This is a genomic window from Shewanella sp. GXUN23E (assembly GCF_050865035.1).
In the GTDB taxonomy this organism is placed as follows: Bacteria; Pseudomonadota; Gammaproteobacteria; order Enterobacterales; family Shewanellaceae; genus Shewanella.
The window spans coordinates 234560-251540 of the sequence record NZ_JBOZWP010000002.1 but is presented as its reverse complement, the minus strand read 5'-3'; the positions used below and the strand labels follow the sequence as shown (position 1 = coordinate 251540).

General features: G+C 51.1%; 16 protein-coding genes and 4 tRNA genes. 9 read left to right on the top strand and 11 right to left on the bottom strand.

Annotation, left to right across the window (positions count from 1 at the left end; genetic code table 11):
* Positions 1–4: 4 nt before the first annotated feature.
* Together ACRRUX_RS03290 and ACRRUX_RS03285 are read left to right on the top strand one after the other, a co-directional pair.
* The gene (locus ACRRUX_RS03290) at positions 5–376 is read left to right on the top strand and encodes a cytochrome c3 family protein (protein WP_432527138.1); all 372 of its coding nucleotides are present in this window, start codon (positions 5–7) and stop codon (positions 374–376) included.
* 72 nt (positions 377–448) lie between these two features.
* On the top strand, positions 449–2080 hold the full coding sequence (locus ACRRUX_RS03285; RefSeq protein ID WP_432527136.1) for an HAL/PAL/TAL family ammonia-lyase: 1632 nt from the start codon (positions 449–451) through the stop codon (positions 2078–2080).
* Positions 2081–2253: 173 nt separating this feature from the next.
* Here ACRRUX_RS03285 and ACRRUX_RS03280 read toward each other — a convergent pair whose 3' ends face one another.
* The gene (locus ACRRUX_RS03280; protein ID WP_432527134.1) at positions 2254–3591 is read right to left on the bottom strand and encodes a flavohemoglobin expression-modulating QEGLA motif protein; all 1338 of its coding nucleotides are present in this window, start codon (positions 3589–3591) and stop codon (positions 2254–2256) included.
* Between the two features lie 454 nt (positions 3592–4045).
* Between ACRRUX_RS03280 and rimK the strand changes: the two genes are divergently transcribed.
* Positions 4046–4948, top strand: a complete 903-nt coding sequence (gene rimK / locus ACRRUX_RS03275) for a 30S ribosomal protein S6--L-glutamate ligase (RefSeq protein WP_432527132.1) — start codon at positions 4046–4048, stop codon at positions 4946–4948.
* A 159-nt stretch (positions 4949–5107) separates the two neighbouring features.
* On the opposite strand, the gene rrtA is transcribed toward rimK, so the two are convergent.
* Together rrtA and queC are read right to left on the bottom strand one after the other, a co-directional pair.
* A complete protein-coding gene (rrtA, locus tag ACRRUX_RS03270; protein WP_432527130.1) occupies positions 5108–5728 on the bottom strand; it encodes a rhombosortase in 621 nt (206 codons plus the stop codon).
* On the bottom strand, positions 5713–6405 hold the full coding sequence (gene queC / locus ACRRUX_RS03265) for a 7-cyano-7-deazaguanine synthase QueC (RefSeq protein ID WP_432527128.1): 693 nt from the start codon (positions 6403–6405) through the stop codon (positions 5713–5715). The genes rrtA and queC overlap by 16 nt, the downstream gene beginning before the upstream one ends.
* Positions 6406–6540: 135 nt before the next feature.
* Between queC and queE the strand changes: the two genes are divergently transcribed.
* Positions 6541–7209 (top strand): 7-carboxy-7-deazaguanine synthase QueE, encoded by a 669-nt coding sequence (gene queE / locus ACRRUX_RS03260; protein WP_432527126.1) that lies wholly within the window; start codon positions 6541–6543, stop codon positions 7207–7209.
* A gap of 179 nt (positions 7210–7388) precedes the next feature.
* Here the strand turns inward: queE and ACRRUX_RS03255 are convergent, their stop codons facing one another.
* The 5 genes from ACRRUX_RS03255 to ACRRUX_RS03235 all read right to left on the bottom strand — a co-directional run bounded on the left by ACRRUX_RS03255 (position 7389) and on the right by ACRRUX_RS03235 (position 9049).
* Positions 7389–8465: a PLP-dependent cysteine synthase family protein gene (locus tag ACRRUX_RS03255; protein ID WP_432527124.1), complete on the bottom strand. Its 1077-nt coding sequence runs from the start codon at positions 8463–8465 to the stop codon at positions 7389–7391.
* A gap of 102 nt (positions 8466–8567) precedes the next feature.
* A tRNA-Tyr gene (locus ACRRUX_RS03250) sits at positions 8568–8652 on the bottom strand.
* A gap of 75 nt (positions 8653–8727) precedes the next feature.
* A tRNA-Tyr gene (locus ACRRUX_RS03245) sits at positions 8728–8812 on the bottom strand.
* A 27-nt stretch (positions 8813–8839) separates the two neighbouring features.
* Positions 8840–8924, bottom strand: a tRNA-Tyr gene (locus ACRRUX_RS03240).
* Positions 8925–8964: 40 nt separating this feature from the next.
* Positions 8965–9049: transfer RNA gene (locus tag ACRRUX_RS03235), tRNA-Tyr, on the bottom strand.
* A 161-nt stretch (positions 9050–9210) separates the two neighbouring features.
* Between ACRRUX_RS03235 and ACRRUX_RS03230 the strand changes: the two genes are divergently transcribed.
* The 3 genes from ACRRUX_RS03230 (at position 9211) to ACRRUX_RS03220 (ending at position 12456) form a co-directional block, all read left to right on the top strand.
* The gene (locus ACRRUX_RS03230) at positions 9211–9663 is read left to right on the top strand and encodes a VC2046/SO_2500 family protein (RefSeq protein WP_432527122.1); all 453 of its coding nucleotides are present in this window, start codon (positions 9211–9213) and stop codon (positions 9661–9663) included.
* Positions 9664–9725: 62 nt separating this feature from the next.
* Complete coding sequence (locus tag ACRRUX_RS03225; protein WP_432527120.1) at positions 9726–10007, top strand: DUF406 family protein; 282 nt, start codon at positions 9726–9728, stop codon at positions 10005–10007.
* A 271-nt stretch (positions 10008–10278) separates the two neighbouring features.
* Positions 10279–12456 carry a putative bifunctional diguanylate cyclase/phosphodiesterase gene (locus tag ACRRUX_RS03220; RefSeq protein WP_432527118.1) on the top strand — a complete coding sequence of 726 codons (2178 nt, stop codon included), beginning with the start codon at positions 10279–10281 and terminating at the stop codon, positions 12454–12456.
* 4 nt (positions 12457–12460) lie between these two features.
* Here ACRRUX_RS03220 and ACRRUX_RS03215 read toward each other — a convergent pair whose 3' ends face one another.
* A complete protein-coding gene (locus ACRRUX_RS03215) occupies positions 12461–12922 on the bottom strand; it encodes a YchJ family protein (RefSeq protein ID WP_432527116.1) in 462 nt (153 codons plus the stop codon).
* Positions 12919–13485, bottom strand: coding sequence for a YybH family protein (locus ACRRUX_RS03210; protein ID WP_432527114.1), 567 nt, complete (start codon positions 13483–13485; stop codon positions 12919–12921). Before ACRRUX_RS03210 ends, ACRRUX_RS03215 begins: the two co-directional genes overlap by 4 nt.
* 120 nt (positions 13486–13605) lie before the next feature.
* Here ACRRUX_RS03210 and smrA point away from each other — a divergent pair, with 120 nt between their 5' ends.
* The gene (gene smrA / locus ACRRUX_RS03205) at positions 13606–14196 is read left to right on the top strand and encodes a DNA endonuclease SmrA (RefSeq protein ID WP_432527112.1); all 591 of its coding nucleotides are present in this window, start codon (positions 13606–13608) and stop codon (positions 14194–14196) included.
* Positions 14197–14298: 102 nt separating this feature from the next.
* On the opposite strand, the gene ACRRUX_RS03200 is transcribed toward smrA, so the two are convergent.
* Positions 14299–16143 carry a M2 family metallopeptidase gene (locus tag ACRRUX_RS03200; RefSeq protein ID WP_432527323.1) on the bottom strand — a complete coding sequence of 615 codons (1845 nt, stop codon included), beginning with the start codon at positions 16141–16143 and terminating at the stop codon, positions 14299–14301.
* A gap of 184 nt (positions 16144–16327) precedes the next feature.
* Here ACRRUX_RS03200 and ACRRUX_RS03195 point away from each other — a divergent pair, with 184 nt between their 5' ends.
* A complete protein-coding gene (locus tag ACRRUX_RS03195; RefSeq protein ID WP_432527110.1) occupies positions 16328–16975 on the top strand; it encodes a TetR/AcrR family transcriptional regulator in 648 nt (215 codons plus the stop codon).
* The last annotated feature ends 6 nt before the right edge of the window (positions 16976–16981 follow it).

The window sequence follows — 16981 nt, the reverse complement described above, 5'->3', positions numbered from 1 at the left end:
TAAAATGATGAAGTCGTTAATTAATTCTGCAGTATTGGCAGCAGCAATCCTGGTTAATTTCATGGCATATGCTGATACCAATAAATCAGCTTTTAATATTAAGCCACATCATGCACAGGCATTCGGAGAGGGTAAGCATTGTGATACTTGCCACACTGATGCAGGTAAAAAGAGCAGACCCTCTTCACAAACCTGTATTAATTGTCATGGTGGGATGAGTGAAATACCTGTGGCGAGTAATAGATTTGATAAAGATCCTCATAATTCTCATCATTATGAAGATACGCTGGAATGTATGACTTGTCACAGGGAGCACAAAAAGTCACATGCGATTTGTGTTGACTGTCATATTGTCGAGTTTGAAAACTTTAAGTAGTCAGTCGCTTAATTATCTTGTGTAGTAAAATTATATAAAGGCATGAATATGTATAAATCAATCGCAGCAATAATGGTTGCTACTTTATTATTTGGTAATGTGCAGGCCGCGACTCATATTTTAGACGGCAAAAGTTTAACCGTTGATCAGCTGTGGGAAATATCCAAACCGGGAGAGGATATTCAGATTTCCGACGAAGGCTGGCAACGCATTCGAGCCTCCTATAAAGCGCCAATCAATGCCGCTCAGGATGGCCGCGCCATTTACGGGTTGACCGTTAATTATGGGGCGCTGAAAGATAAAAGAGTCTCAGGTTCATCGGTGGAAGATGAGCCTAACAGAAGCGCTTCAATCGCGTTCAACGAGCGACAAATGCGCATCCAGGCAGCGGGATTCGGCCCGTTTCTGCCTGAGCAGCAGTCCAAAATGGCGATGATTATAAGGGTTAATCAGATGGCTGCGGGTTATACCGGCATGAGCGAAGCAGCAGCCAACGCCTATATCGAATACATCAACCATGATGTGACCCCCCTCATTCCGGGACGAGGCTCCAACGGCTCCAATGACCTGAGTCTGGTGACCCATATAGGTCTGTCGCTGATGGGCGAGTGGGACGTTATGTACCAGGGGCAAAGACGTGATGCTGCTGAAGTCCGCAAAGAACTGGGGTTGAAGCGTTATCAACCATTTGGCATGGATGGCATTTCTATTTTATCCAATGGCAATGTGGCTGAGGCCCAGTCTATTGCGGCAGTAAAAACGGCAGAGCATCTGCTCAATACTTCTCCTGTGATCATCGCATCAAGTCTGGAGGCGTTGAATGGCAATGTGTCACCTTTCCTGTGGCATACGGTAGAGACCAAAGGCTGGCCGCAGGTGCATGAAGCCGGGGAAGCTATTCTGGCGCATCTGAAAGGCTCTTTCCTGTGGGATAACAATGACAAGCGCAATCTTCAGGACCCGCTGTCGTTCCGTGCATCCGGCTACATTCTGGCGGCGGCACTGGAAGAGCTGCGCCAGGCAAAAGAGTTGCTCAATACCGCTATCAATCACACCACGGATAATCCAATTGTGCACACCAATGCCAAAGATAATCTCTGGTACAGCGACTCGGATGCGGTGAATGCGCTGAGGGTGGAAAACACCAATGTTTTCGTCAACTCCGGCGCCAATTTCGATAATACCCAACTGGCGATCCAGCTGGAGTCATTGAGTCGCGCGGTGGCGCAGGTGATCCACACTTCGGCATGGCGTACCACCCAATTGGCTGACTCTGGCAGAACCAAGCTTCCCATGTACCTGGTTGCACCGGAAAACAAAGGCGGGGACGGCTTTGCCAACATAGCGCAATCGATGTCAGGTATCTATGCTGAGGCCATGGCGCTGACCAACAGCGCAACGCTCTATGGCGTGCCGACCTCTGTGGGTATCGAGGAAACCTTCAGTAACGTCAACAACGTGGCTGCCAGACTGGCACGCCTGGTAGATATCGGGTACGAGGTTTACGCTTTCGAAGTGCTGCACAGCACACAGGGGATGGATTTGCGGCGTCGTACTCAGCAACTGACTATGGGTGAGGGAACATCTGATCTGCTCAATGCCTACCGACAATCTGTCAGTTACGTCACCGAAGACCGGAACTTTGGTCCTGATGTCCGCAATGGGGCGAACTTCCTGCGCCAGTATGCACCGGCTGGGCGTTAATGGTGTGACTGGCTATTGGAATAGCGGTGATACGGACGCCTTCCCGGGCGCACGATAAACACAGCCCAATATTGCCAATCTTATTGGCGTCGAAAACAGCCGCCGACGATGAACAAACATCGCCGGCATTTTTCACAGAGAATGGTATATCGGGAATCCGCTTGATCTTTGGGTTAACCAAACTCAGTTTCTTCCAGCACTGTGCTGGGCTGGGCGTGGGGCAGTTCACTGAAGAGTTTGTGGAAGTGCCGCTGCACCCCTTTAAGGTCAATGTTGGCCAGGCCACTGGCGAAACCAAACCAGGCGTACAAGCCGCTGTAATCGGCGAACATCGGGGGCAGATAACTGGGCGCCTGAATAATCCCCTGCTGACAGGCATCATACAGCGTTGGAATATCTTCAATGGCCAGCTTGCCGATAAACAGCATAGGGATGAGCTGAGGTACGCCGGACATGATGGCTGCGCGAATAAAATTGACGTTCTCCACATAGCCTCGGACATAGGAGATGTCTTTGGTAAAGTAACTGCCACCTGAGGCCATACCGCCGCGGAAAATCCGCTGGGTGATGCGGTAAGCATCCCTGGCGCTGATGTCCTGATCAACAAAGTGACGATAGATCTCCAGAAAATCGGCGCCACTTTCCGCCATGTTGACCGCGGTTATCCGGTCGCTGATGCGTCTTGCCCTTCCGGGAGTCGAGCTTAACGTCAGCATTTCCAGCAGTACAGCCAGGCCTTCCTGAGTCGCCGCAACCCGTGGCGACCCGACGCTCAACCAGGAGGCGTAGGGCTGCGCCCGGCCATTGAGCGTGGTGCCCACGTGTACCCAGCCTTCATGCACTTCATAGATATTCAGATCTGCATCACTGAAGCTGGCGTTGGAGTTGATTTTAATGGTGTCGCCCCCCACGGCGGCGTCCGACATAATGCCGTCGTTGAGCCTGACTTTAACTTCGTCATTGTGAAAATAGGGGGTGAGTTTTTGTGTCAGAATATCCACCGCTGCCTGGGCGCTGTGGACTTTCTCGTGCCGCGCAGCGGCCAGTCTGGCTGCCGGCAGAGAAAACAGATGACTGAGGCCGCAGCCAAGCTCGTACAGTGAATGGCGATCGCCATGCAGTTTATCATTGGAGGAGCCGTAGAGGCGTTTGCTGAACTCACCAAACGCCGGCTTGCCTCGTTGCTCCAGCATATCCAGCACCAGCAGATACTGCTCTGTGGTGTTAAACAGGATCTGTCCCAGCCGGTCACGTTTCCCCAGGATGTTGACGATGGCGCTGCGCAGATCATACAGCTGCAGTTTCAGACTGGCGTGATCAAAGGGCAAAGGTTTGCTCTGGTAATAATCGGCGGGCAGGGGGGGCAGTTCATTGGGGGAGGCCAGAAATGCCTGTTCAATCCCCTGGGGCCATTTGATGGCATCAAGGATTTGAATGGGCTTTTGGATCCGCACCAGTTCATCAGACAGTGTTCTAATGTGCTGGCAGTATTTTTCTTCTGAAGGTGTCATTTGATTCCTTTCCCTGCAAAAGTGGCACACAGTTGCTGAATATCCATAGCTTTTTAAAAATCCAGTGCTTCTGAACATCATAGTGTGCGCTGTTGGGACTTGCCTTGATCTTACTGATTTTTATCACGATAACGCAGCATTCATGACGCAGGTGCAGTTATTTTGAGCGATTGTGGTGGTCTTAACTGCTTAACATCGGACTGGCCTGAGGAGGGTTGAATCCCGATGGGCACTGGCTGGCACGTTAGTGTCATTGTTATGCATCAACGGCCTGAAAAAGCAAGAAATATATTTTTTGTCTATGGCTCTCAACCCCCCTTGCAAAGGGCTTTTTGCTGATGATACTTACTGAAGATTGAACCGGGAAGTAACCCTCTTCTGGCACAGGCTTCCCGTGCAATCTTCATTGTCCCGCACAGGATGTTTTCACTACAAGGTTGTTATTGGTGCCATCATGAAGATAGGTATTTTGTCGTCTGACCCCTCGCTGTATTCAACCCGTCGTCTGGTCGAAGCCGGACAACAACGCGGCCATGAAGTCAGGGTTGTATCCACTCTGCATTGCTCCATGAATATCAATGCCGTTCAATCCTCTGTTCACCTTGATGGTCAGGCCGTTGATTTGGATGCGATTATTCCACGTATCGCCGCCAGCAGCACCTTTTACGGTTGCGCGCTGGTGCGTCAGTTCGAAATGATGGGAGTGTATTCGCTTAACAGCTCCATCGCCATTGCCCGTTCACGGGATAAGCTCAGGGCGCTGCAGTTGTTGTCGCGCAAGGGCATTGGGATGCCCATTACAGGCTTTGCCAACAAACCCGATAATATTGCCGATCTGATCGATATGGTGGGTGGTGTGCCTTTGGTGATTAAATTGCTCGAAGGCACCCAGGGTATAGGCGTGGTACTGGCGGAAACCCGCAAAGCGGCTGAGAGTGTGATCGAAGCCTTCTTCGGCATGAAGGCCAATATTCTCATTCAGGAGTATATTCGTGAGTCTAACGGCAGCGATTTGAGGTGCTTTGTGGTGGGTAATAAAGTGGTGGCAGCCATGCTCAGGCAGGGGAAGGAGGGGGATTTTCGCTCCAACCTGCATAGGGGAGGCTCGGCCACGGTTGCCAAATTAACCGCTGCCGAGCGCAAATGCGCCGTGATGGCAGCCAAGGCCATGGGGCTGAAGGTTGCCGGGGTGGATATTGTTCGCTCTAACCGTGGGCCTCTGGTGCTGGAGGTCAACTCTTCTCCGGGCCTTGAGGGCATAGAAAAGGCCACCGGTGTGTCGGTGGCAGATATGATCATCGACAAGATTGAGCAGGATCTGTTGCTGCGGAAAAACGCCGGAAAAATTGTCGCCTGATCTTTATCTGCAGTGGTTGCGTTTACCAGTGGTCAAAACGTTGCCACCGCGGGCGACAATCTTTAAGCCTTGCGATCCCTCGCCGGGAGACAAGGCTTGATGGGAGTGCCAATGCTCATGTTCTGTTGTTGAGCATGCAGATCAAAACAAATAAACGCATTAGCATGTTTTGGGCGCTGAGTGATACCACCTGTGGCCAAGCGAATAAAGCAGTGCCAGCAGGATACCGGCGACAGCGCCGACCAGATGTGATTCAACCGCGACCCGGGCGTTGATGAGTTGAGCCAGATCGGCGCTGCCACCGGTAACGGTTTCATAGCCGACTTTGAGGATCAGTCCGCCAAGCAGTGCCCAGCCCATTTTGATGCCACCCAAGACTTCGCGGGTGGCGCCAAAAGCAAATAGCCCATGCAACACGCCACTTAACCCCACATAGCCCATCAGCGACGGGTAAAACAGATACAGTCCAACGCCTTCCAATGCGCACAATGTCAGAAACAACAGCGTAAAGCCTGCAAACCTGAAGGGCCAGCGAAACAGGGCAATAATCACCCACAGACCGGCCAGATTCATCAGCAGATGCCAGTGATTGGTGTGCAGCAGATTACCCGTAAGCAATCGATACCACTGACCGTCACCGATCAGTGTCCGGCGAAACGCCAGTGCACCATCCAGGGTGCTGGCGTACTGTGCTGTGCCGTATAACGCGGCGGCCAGCAAGCTCAGCAGCAGCGCCACGCCCCAGGGACTGTTGAGCTTCTGGCTCATTGTTCGCTGCATTTTTGCTCCAGCGATTGCATCACACTGGTCTGATTATTGAGATAATCTTCCAATCCCTGACGGCGCAGTCTGCAGGCCGGGCAGTCGCCACAGCCGTCACCCACCAGACCGTTGTAGCAGGTCAGGGTGTGGTGGCGAACCCGTTCGAGTTGCCCCAGTTTATCTGCCAGCGCCCAGGTTTCCGCTTTATTGAGCCACATCAATGGCGTGATCAGTTGTAATGGTCGGTCCATACCCTGGATCAGGGCCGACTCCATCGCTTTGACAAAGTCATTGCGGCAATCGGGGTAACCGGAAAAGTCCGTTTCACAGACACCGGTGATGACTGCCTCGGCGCCCAACTGATAGGCATAAATGCCAGCGAGAGTCAGAAACAGGATATTGCGACCGGGCACGAAGGTATTCGGCAATCCATTATCCATCAGTTCATTGGATACCGGGATATTGTCCCGGGTCAGCGCGCTGATGGCCAGTTCGTTGAGCAGACCCACATCCAGCACTTTGTGACTGGCAATCCCAAGTTCGCTGGCCAGTTGCGCGGCAATTTCAATTTCCTGACGGTGACGTTGACCATAGTCGAAGGTAATGGCGTGGACTTCATCGTACTGTCCCATTGCCTGAATAAGACAGGTGGTTGAATCCTGTCCGCCACTGAATACCACAACCGCTTTTGCCATGAGATAAGCCCTTCATATTGAAACCCGCGTATTGTAGCCCGAGGTCAGGGGGATGCAAATCCATCTGCTTGCGCCTGTGGGCAAAATCCTCTATAACTGCGGGCCATTAACGGTGACCCACAGTAAGGCAAGAGCATGCGCTATCCGGTCAATGAAGTATTTGAAACCATTCAGGGCGAAGGTGTATTCACCGGTGTGCCAGCCATATTTGTGCGTCTGCAGGGGTGCCCGGTAGGCTGCTCCTGGTGCGATACCCGTCATACCTGGGAGGTGCTGGAGCAAAATAAGGTTGCCCCGTCAGAGGTTATCGCTGTGGATGGCCAGATAGGGCGTTGGGCCATGCTCAGTGCGCAGGAGCTGATCGTCGCCTTTGCAGCTAAAGGCTTTAACGCCAAACATGTAGTGATCACCGGCGGCGAGCCCTGTATCCATGATCTCACTGAGATGACGCAGGAGTTTGAGATGGCGGGTTACCACTGCCAGATAGAGACCAGCGGCACCTTTGCCGTGAAATGCAGTGCAGATACCTGGGTGACTGTGTCGCCCAAGGTGAATATGAAGGGCGGGCTGAGTGTGCTGTCCCAGACGCTCGAACGTGCCAATGAAATCAAGCATCCGGTTGCGACTCAAACCCATATTGATGAGTTGGATGCACTGCTCAAACCCATTGCACTTGAAGGCAAGACCATCTGTTTACAGCCTATCAGTCAAAAGCCAAGGGCGACTGAATTGGCGATGGCAACCTGTATTCAGCGCAACTGGCGATTATCCATCCAGACCCATAAGTATCTGAATATTGATTGATAATTAGATTAGTCCCTAAAATTCAGCATCGGCAGTCAGCCATGAAAAACGCCTCCAATGTGGAGGCGTTTTTCATGGCCGAGATTAAGTAAAGTCGACGCTTTGCTTATCTCAGCGTTTGCCAATATCGTGCTGTAAGTATCCTGGGCGGCAGGGCTTATTGTGACGTCAATGCAGGTTTAACTGCACTGAGTCAAGGTCAGCGCCCCGGTGCGCTCCATCTGCTCGAGCTGCTCAGAATAGTGGCGGTAGCAACCTATTTTGGCGGCAATCCAATCCGGGTTATAGCAGGTATCCAGATAGCGCTCGCCGGGATCGCAAATCAGCGTCACGATGGAGCCCTGTTGTCCGGCTTTTTGCATTTCCGCCGCCAACAATAGCGCCCCGAACAGGTTGGTACCGGTAGACGGGCCGGTTTTACGACCAATCAGTTTCTCGAGCCAATTGATGGTCGCGATGGAAGCCGCATCCGGGACTTTGATCATATGATCCACTACGCCCGGGATAAAGGAGGGTTCAACTCTGGGCCGGCCAATGCCTTCGATACGACTGCCTTTGTTGCAACTGATAGTGGCATTACCCGTGGTGTAGTAATCGTAAAATACCGAGTTTTCCGGATCGACCACACAGAGTTTACTGCTCAGGCGCTGATAACGGATATAACGGCCAATGGTCGCTGAGGTGCCGCCGGTCCCTGGGCTCATCACTACCCATTCCGGAGTCGGGAACGGCTCACGTTGCATCTGGCTAAAGATGGAGTTGGCAATATTATTGTTGCCGCGCCAGTCGGTGGCCCGCTCGGCGTAGGTAAACTGATCCATGTAGTGACCACCCAGCGTTTTGGCCAGTCTTTCTGATTCCGCATAGATCTCACTGGAATGATCAACAAAGTGGCATTTGCCTCCGTAAAACTCGATCTGCTGGATCTTACGTTTGGCTGTGGACTTGGGCATCACCGCAATAAAGGGCAGACCAAGCAGGCGGGCAAAATAGGCTTCGGAAACTGCCGTGCTGCCGGAAGAAGACTCAATGACTGTGGTGCCTTCCTTAATCCAGCCATTACACAGGGCATAGAGGAACAGGGAACGGGCAAGGCGATGTTTCAAACTGCCGGTAGGATGGGTACTTTCATCTTTCAGGTAGATGTCGATCCCGTTGAGGAATGGCAATTCAAGTTTGATAAGGTGTGTGTCGGCACTGCGCTGAAAATCAGCTTCGATTTTGTCTATGGCCTGATTGACCCAGGAAGCATCCATGTTGATAACAATCCGTTATTATTCATAGCGCAGAATGATAAAGAATTAGTTGATGGAAGAACAGCGAGAGAACAATAGATATTGCGAATGGAACGAAGAAAGTGGTGGAGGGAGAAGGATTCGAACCTTCGAAGGCGGAGCCGTCAGATTTACAGTCTGATCCCTTTGGCCACTCGGGAACCCCTCCACATTTGGAGATTTTAACAGTCTGAATGACTGCTTTTAGCCAGAACAACTTTTATAACTAAAACAACAAGGAAGATGGTGGAGGGAGAAGGATTCGAACCTTCGAAGGCGGAGCCGTCAGATTTACAGTCTGATCCCTTTGGCCACTCGGGAACCCCTCCATCATGGCGATGTACTTGAATTGAAAGTGGTGGAGGGAGAAGGATTCGAACCTTCGAAGGCGGAGCCGTCAGATTTACAGTCTGATCCCTTTGGCCACTCGGGAACCCCTCCACGAATTCAATCGCGTACTTTCAAATTGTTGTTGCTGAAGTGGTGGAGGGAGAAGGATTCGAACCTTCGAAGGCAGAGCCGTCAGATTTACAGTCTGATCCCTTTGGCCACTCGGGAACCCCTCCTCATCAGCGGCGGCAATAGTATGCATTATCCATTTGCATGTAAAGCCCCAATTGAAAAATTCTCCTAAAGTTCCGGTTCAACTGGTCGATTAACTACCAAGGAATTGTTTTTCTGATGTTTTTATATGCTTGTTGAGTCAGTTTTAATCAATGAACTGCATTTGGGTAACCGTTTGAATCAGGCGGTTGAAGCCAATCGCCGGGGTGAGTTTGGTCTGTTACTGGCGATGCTGTCCGCCGATGCAGGCGATATGGCGCAGTTCAGGTTGCAGCAAGTCAGGCCGGAATCCGAGCGTTTGCAGTTAACCTTTGAACTGCCCAAACCAGCGCCTCTGCTGGCGGATCTGTCCCAGGATGATGAGGTGACAGATAACAGCACGTTCTTTATCGAGCAGGGAGCCCGCAGTTTTCAGTTGCACCAGGCATTGACTCCTGAAGCGTTGGTGATACGGGGGGCGATACCCTTTGATTTGGGATTGGCACTGGCCAATACTGAGCCGTCCGCTCGACTACGCCACCATGGTGACGCTGCACAGCTCCCTCAATCACCGCCATTGGCTGAGATATTAACCAACCAGCGTAATTTCAGCCGCAAATTGGCCGGATTAACGTGACTCTGGCATGGTGAGGGAAGATTGGCTGGCATATAATGTGGTTTTTAACCGGAGATGTAGTGATGAAAGCCATCCGAGATGCACAATCTGACGCGATTAATGATACCTGTACATACTGTGGCAGCTTTGTTGATGTTGGCGCAGTAATAGAAGCTGATGATACTCAACTGAAAGTGAGCTTTTCCGGAGATGAAGCGCAATCTCAGGCTGAAGCCCTGGCTGAGCGTGCAGTCAGCCGCTTTCCTAAAACCAGTTTCGATATCAAGCCCCTGGAAGATGGTGTAGAGCTGGTGCTGACGTTTGATGTCAGCGTGGAGAAAATGATTTTTCAAATGAGCAATTAACTGTTGCCGGATTTCAAAAATCACGGTTAACAGCTTGATGTTACAGGTTGAATTCCTGTAACCTGCCGGTCAGTAAAACCGGATTGTCTGGTCCCGGAAATGCTTCGGGGCAGCCTTTCCGGTTTGTTTTCAGCTCAGCGCTGAATTGCACTGAAAGTGACAATGGCGGTTAGTAACGTACAGATGTGATATCGCTGCGGTGATATCAACACAACAATAATAACAGTAGTCAGCACCGGCAAAGTAAGTTGGCCGGTATTCAGGGATGTACGTGAAACGGCGTAAATATCAACACATTGTTGAAACAGTCGTCAATTCTCCTGCCAAATCTCAGGGGAATTTTCGGGCGACCGCAGAGTTGGTGACTGAGTTGCTGTGCCAGCATCTGACCATCGATGCCGCCAGTGCCTGGCGGTTCAGTCTCGATTTGTGCCGCCAGTATGCCGTGGCCCAATTTGCTCAACAGGGCGCTGGCTTTCAGTTTCGCGGGACGGATATCAGTCGCTGCAACCAATATCTTCATTTCCTTAAATCCCAGCGTTATATCGATGCCAGTGATGCCAAGGCCGACCAGCGGGTCGCCGATATCCGGCTGCTGTTTCTGACTCCCCGCCACATCAGTTCCACACTGGATGTTGCCATACGTATCAATGGTCGTCTTGAGGGCGTATTGTGTCTGGAGCGCTCGCAATCTCAGGGCGCATGGCAAGACAGCGAAATCTACATTGCCTGCCAATGCGCGGATCAACTGGCACTGACGCTGGCGACTCAGCAGGGATACGAGCAGCAGGAAATACTGTCGCTGTTTCAAAGTGCGGTTGAGCAGTCTGATTATGTGACCATGCTGGTGAATCTGAAGACAGAGTTGATTGAATATATCAATCCAGCTCACAGCCGGATGTCCGGCATGGCCAGAGATAAAATTCAGGGTCACAGTGTGCGCAATCTGGCGTTTTTCAGCCAGTATCCGGATCATGCTGATCTGGTCATGGATGAGTTACGTGCCGGCAAACCTGTCAGTGGCGAAGTGCCGCTGACCCGTCCTGATGGCAAGCGTTACTATCTGAAATATCATGCGTCTCCTTTTGTGACTGAACGTCACAATATTTATGCGCTGGTTCACAGTGAAGATAATACCCGTCCTCATTTATACCAGGCTGAACTGGAGCGACTGGCCTGGTGTTGTGGCTTGACCGGACTGTTCAATCGCACGCATTTCAACCAGGTATTGGACAGAACCCGTGAAGGCGTGCTGATTTTGGTCGATCTGCTCGGCTTCAAGCGATTTAACGACACCTATGGACACGAGCAGGGAGATGCACTGCTGGTGGAAATGGCAAGACGGATCCGGCACTTTGCCGATATTCACAGCGCCATCGAGATTGCCCGGGTCGGCAGCGATGAGTTTGCGCTGCTGCTGCCGGGTGTCAGCCCGGAACGATGTAAAGCCAGGGTGGAGCGACTCTATCAACAGTTAAGTCAGCAGATTGTGGTTGGCAGAGAGCAACTTGACCCTAAACCTGCGCTGGCAATCGTCAATATCGGTGAGGTAGCAGATGTGATCTCTCCCATGGCCGGTGCCGATATCGCGGTGCAATACGCCAAGAAAAAACAGGCTAATCATGTGCAGTTTTTCAACAGTGCATTGGTTAGCAGCTTCTATCAGGACTCTGAAATTGAGCGGGAGCTGCATGTCGCCATTCGTGGCCGCCAGTTTGAACTTTATTACCAGCCACTGAGAGATCTGAAAACCCAGGAGTACATAGGGGCTGAAGCCCTGATCCGCTGGCATCATCCTAAAAAAGGGGTGTTGTATCCGGGGAGTTTCATCGATGTCGCCGAACAGAGTGGTTTGATTGGCAGCATAGGTAACTGGGTGCTCGAAGCTGCCTGTAAGCAGTTGAATTTATGGCAGCACCATAATATTAATCTGTCGATGCACGTGAATGTTTCTGCCCGGCAATTCTTTGGCGGGCAGCTGTACGAACAGGTGTGGCAACTGCTGACCCGATATCGAATCAAACCCCGCACTCTGATCCTGGAGATCACCGAAACTGAACTGATGGAAGATGTGTTGCACACCACTCATTTGTGTAAGGAGTTATCTGAGTTGGGGGTGGGGCTTGCCATCGATGACTTTGGCACAGGGTACAGTTCAATGCGTTATTTAAAACAGTTCCCGATCAGTAAAATCAAAATCGACCGTTCGTTTATTGCCGATCTCACCGTCAGCCGCGAAAGCCGTGAAATCGTCAGCGCTATTATCGCCATGGCCAAAGCCCTGAATATTTCACTGACGGCAGAAGGGGTGGAAACCAGTGAGCAGGAAGCCTTTTTGTCTGACTGTGAATGCCATCAGGCCCAGGGTTTTCTCTACAGTCCGGCCCTGCGTGGACCGGACTTCAATGACTTCATTAATCTGAAGGACAGGCAGAAAGACCTAGTGTGAGACGTTATTTTCCGCAGCACTGTTTGAATTTTTTGCCACTTTTACAAATACAGGGATCGTTGCGTCCCGGCAAGCGTGCCCTCATTTGCTCACCTGTGGTGTAAAACCACTGCTCATCCTGTTTGACAAAGTCCGAACACTCATAGATAGCATCCACCTTGCCGGCATTTTTATACCAGGCCTTAAAGGTTACCTGTCCGTGGGCGCCATCTTCACTTGCCTGAAGCACATCCAGTGCCAGCCACTGAGGGTGAGGTCCCTGAGCCAGTGCCTCCTCGGTCAGTCCCTGACGGGTTTGAGGGTGGTGGGTGCTGATAAGATAAGACCACTGTTGCATATAAAAAGCACAATAGCGTGAGCGCATCAGCTGCTCAGGTGTGCTTGCTGACTCTTTGGCCTGATGCAGCAGGCCACAACAATGTTCATAAAGACTGCCGGACTGGCAGGGGCATGGGATAGCGCTCATTCTTTCATGGTGATTAACGGACTGAAGGACTCGCCATAATACAGTTTATCGACTGGTTTTGCTGAGAAAAACAAAGAAGGATCTGCTCGGTGGCTGCTGTCGACCATCATTTGCCAGATACCATCTTTATTTTGCTCAAGCACAGACACATATTTGCCGGCAAATTCGCTGGTGGATTCGCCGGTTTCCGGTGCCGGGAAGAAACGTACCAAAAAATATCCCACATCAGTGACCTGCTGTCCGGTGATCTGTCTGTCGATCACCCGAAAGTCTACTTCAATACGCGCTTGCTTGGCTTTGATGCGGGAGAAAAAACTGCGGTGCAACTCCAGAATGTTGTCTTTGCCAATGATGATGGCTTTATTTTGCCCTTCGGGTAAATAACAGGCATTGTCGGCATAGAGGGCGTCGATTTGTGCAATATCCAGCTTATTGAAGGCGCTCATCAGCTGCAGATAGTGGGTATTGATACTCTGATCGAGTTCTGGATTGGTGTGGGCCCAGACGGAGGGGATCGTCATCAGTGTCAGCAGGACAAAAATACCCCGAAAAAACTGTCGCATTAAAAAATTACTGTGTCTGCTTTAGATTGAATAAATATAATAAATGCAGCTAGCTAACTAAAGTATTAGATCATTACAAAGTGTGTTGTGTAACTTTGTCGCTGTGTCAGGAGGGCGGTGATGACCAGAGACGATAATGAACTTTTTTGGGCAGAAATGGCGGATGTTAAGCCTCTTGCTCAAAGTGATCGGGTGTTCAGTAATGATCCCGTGACGGTAACCCACGCCCAGCTCAATCGGCAGGCTGCGGCGCAGGCCAATGAGTATTTAGATCGGCTGACGCTTGACGCCGGTCTGATTAAGCCTGTTGCACCGGACGACCCTTTGTCGTTTAAACGTCAGGGGGTGCAGGAGCAGGTGTTTAAAAATCTCCGGTTGGGCAAGTATAAGCATCCAACGTTGCTGGATTTGCGCGCAATGAAACTGCGGGATGCCAGAGAAACTCTGGTTCGGGGGCTGTTGGCCGCGTTTGAGCGGGAGGAGCGGTGTGTGCTGCTGATCCACGGCAAAGGCGCTGGCAATAGACCTTTTCCGGCATTAATCAAATCGGCTGTGAATAATTGGTTGCCACAATTGGATGAAGTGATGGCATTTCATTCTGCCATCAAGGAAGAGGGCGGCAATGGTGCGTTATATGTGATGTTGGCGAAATCCCAGACACAGAAAGATGCCGCCAGGGAGACTCATCACAAAGGCTCGGGTTTTCGATAAGCGATAGTCGGTGAAGATAAGTAAAAGCCCGCTGCGGAGCGGGCTTTTACGCTTCTGACACTGGCACCTGCGTGCCGGTCGTTGTAGCTTTTTGGCGTGGGCTTACCAGCCACACTGGCGATTGGCCACCTTGTTCTGCTGAGCCAGCCAGATTTTAAGTGGCGCAAAATACTCCAGTACCGCCCCCGCGTCCATGGTATCGCTGCCGGTAACCTGTTTCAGTGCCTGTTGCCATGGTTGACTCATCCCCATTTCCAGCAGAGCGTTGAGTTTGTCTCCGGCCTCTTTGCTGCCATAGATACTGCAGCGGTGAACCGGACCGGTGTCGCCCGCCAGTTGGCATAAAGAACGATGGAATTGAAACTGCAGTATGTGCGCCAGGAAGTAACGGGTGTAGGGTACATTCCCCGGAACATGATATTTGGCGCCCGGATCAAAGTCAGTCTCGCTTCTGGCAACAGGTGAGGTGATACCCTGATACTTTTCCCTTAACGCCCACCATGCCTGATTATATTGAGCCGGCGTGATTTTTCCTGAAAACACCTGCCAGCGCCATTGATCTATCATCAGACCAAAAGGCAGGAAGGCGACTTTATCCAGTGCCTGTTTGAGCAACAGTCCAATATCTTTGCTCTCATCAGGGATTTGTTCCAGCAAGCCAATCTGTTGTAAATAGACCGGTGTAATCGACAGCGCCACAGTATCGCCTATGGCTTCATGAAAACCATCGTTGGCGCTGTTTTTGAACAGATGAGGCTGATGTTTGTAGGCTCGTTGGTAGAAGTTATGCCCCAGTTCGTGGTGGATGACCACAAACTCTTCACCGGTTTTCTGGATGCACATTTTGATACGAAGGTCATCCTGATTATCCAGATCCCAGGCCGATGCGTGGCATACCACGTCCCGGTCTTTCGGCTGGGTAAATAAAGAGCGAGTCCAGAAGGTATCCGGCAGCGGCTCGAATCCCAACGAGGTGAAGAACGACTCGGCCTGTTTAACCATCTGCAATTCATCATATTGGTGGGCGGCCAGTAATTGGGTGACGTCGTAACCGGGGTCCGCATTGTCGGGAGCGACCTTATCGTAAATATTGCCCCATTGCTGAGCCCACATATTTCCCAGAAGATGGGCCGGAATCGGGCCGGTTGGCGGTACGATATCGTCACCATACTGTTGATTGAGTTCCCCCCTGACATAGCAGTGCAGGGATTCATATAAAGGCGCAACCTGACCCCACAGGCGGTCGAGTTCCTGACTGAAGGCCGCGGGTTCCATATCATATTGACTGCGCCACAGCTCAGACAAATCACTGAACCCGAGATCTCGGGCCCCTTCATTGGCCAGTTCGACTTCTCTTGCGAACAGAGGACGCATTGGACGGGATATTTCCCGCCATCCCTGCCAGACATTGAGCATTTCATTTGGGTCATCAGAGCGAGCGAGGATTGTCGACAATTCAGGTAAAGTGAGGCAGTTGCCATCAGTCAGACAGTATTTGCCTTTGCCGTATATGCCATTAAGCTCGGCAGTAATATTGGCCAGCTCTTTGTTTTTAGCTGGATCCAGTGGTGCAGGTAACACTAGTGCGCTGCGCAGGATATTGAGTTTTCGTTGATTGGCGGGATCCAGAGGAACGTCGATGAAACGGGCGGCCTCGGTGGCAAACTTAACCTGCGCTGCAGTGACCTTTTCAGCCATATCCGCAGCCAGCGCTGCTGTATCGTCAGTAATAAAATTGCTGTATATCCACTCGGCGCGGGATTGCTCATTAGAAAGTGCCGCCAACTGCGCTTCGGCCTGTTCAATAAAAGCGATGGCTTCGTTGACAGTAGGCTGGGATTGCGGACTTTGCATGGCATTGTTAGCCGCTACTGCTTTTGGCGCGCCGTCACAACCGCCAAGCCCCCACACCAGCAACAGCGTGGTCGCGACCGCATTGGCTCTCATTTGAAACATAATTCCTTCCTGTGTTGTTTTTTTGTTGCTGAGTTTACCTTATCCTGAATCAGGCAGGTAGCCTGAGGTCTTTGGTTTTCCTGATGTATGCTGTCAACATTGATGATTTACCGTTTGACAATCTATTAACCTCTGTTTAATTTAAACGAGTGTTTTAAATAAGCGGGTAAACTCAATGGCAAGCCGAAGTGATACTAAAACCAGAATTCTTGATGCGGCTGAGAAGTTGTTCGCCGAAAGGGGGTTCTCAGAAACCTCATTACGCCTAATTACCAGTAAAGCGGAAGTGAACCTGGCTTCTGTCAATTATCATTTTGGCTCAAAAAAAGAGCTCATCAGGGCCGTGTTGGCCCGATATCTTGATGTATTTATGCCACAGGCCACTGATGAGCTGAAAGTCCTGCGCGCCGGCAGTGATAATATCCCGCTGCAACAGGTATTTTCGGTATTGGTCAATCCATTGCTGCAACTCAACCGCCTCAGGCCCGAGGGAACCACGCTGTTTTTGCAGTTGCTGGGACGGGGTTACATAGAAAGTCAGGGGCATCTTCGTTGGTTTATCACCACGCACTATGGTGAACATCTGCAGTACTTCGTTGATGCAGTTTCCGCCAGTGCGCCGGAAATTCCCAAGGCAGAGATGTTCTGGCGATTACACTTTACTCTGGGCACCATAGTATTCACCATGGCGTCTGCGGACGCCCTGATGGAGATCGCCGCAGCGGACTTCAATGAACAAAATGATATTGAGGCTGTTATCCGCCGGGTTATTCCTTATATGGCTGCGGGTGTGAAGGCTTCACAACTGAGTGCAGATAAGTAGGTGTTG

Coding starts and splice junctions, on each gene's coding strand:
- ACRRUX_RS03195 (WP_432527110.1), top strand. CDS start 16,328: ATGGCAAGCCGAAGTGATACTAAAACCAGAATTCTTGATGCGGCTGAG.
- ACRRUX_RS03255 (WP_432527124.1), bottom strand. CDS start 8,465: ATGGATGCTTCCTGGGTCAATCAGGCCATAGACAAAATCGAAGCTGAT.
- rrtA (WP_432527130.1), bottom strand. CDS start 5,728: ATGCAGCGAACAATGAGCCAGAAGCTCAACAGTCCCTGGGGCGTGGCG.
- ACRRUX_RS03285 (WP_432527136.1), top strand. CDS start 449: ATGGTTGCTACTTTATTATTTGGTAATGTGCAGGCCGCGACTCATATT.
- ACRRUX_RS03225 (WP_432527120.1), top strand. CDS start 9,726: ATGAAAGCCATCCGAGATGCACAATCTGACGCGATTAATGATACCTGT.
- ACRRUX_RS03280 (WP_432527134.1), bottom strand. CDS start 3,591: ATGACACCTTCAGAAGAAAAATACTGCCAGCACATTAGAACACTGTCT.
- rimK (WP_432527132.1), top strand. CDS start 4,046: ATGAAGATAGGTATTTTGTCGTCTGACCCCTCGCTGTATTCAACCCGT.
- ACRRUX_RS03215 (WP_432527116.1), bottom strand. CDS start 12,922: ATGAGCGCTATCCCATGCCCCTGCCAGTCCGGCAGTCTTTATGAACAT.
- queC (WP_432527128.1), bottom strand. CDS start 6,405: ATGGCAAAAGCGGTTGTGGTATTCAGTGGCGGACAGGATTCAACCACC.
- smrA (WP_432527112.1), top strand. CDS start 13,606: ATGACCAGAGACGATAATGAACTTTTTTGGGCAGAAATGGCGGATGTT.
- ACRRUX_RS03290 (WP_432527138.1), top strand. CDS start 5: ATGATGAAGTCGTTAATTAATTCTGCAGTATTGGCAGCAGCAATCCTG.
- queE (WP_432527126.1), top strand. CDS start 6,541: ATGCGCTATCCGGTCAATGAAGTATTTGAAACCATTCAGGGCGAAGGT.
- ACRRUX_RS03210 (WP_432527114.1), bottom strand. CDS start 13,485: ATGCGACAGTTTTTTCGGGGTATTTTTGTCCTGCTGACACTGATGACG.
- ACRRUX_RS03200 (WP_432527323.1), bottom strand. CDS start 16,143: ATGAGAGCCAATGCGGTCGCGACCACGCTGTTGCTGGTGTGGGGGCTT.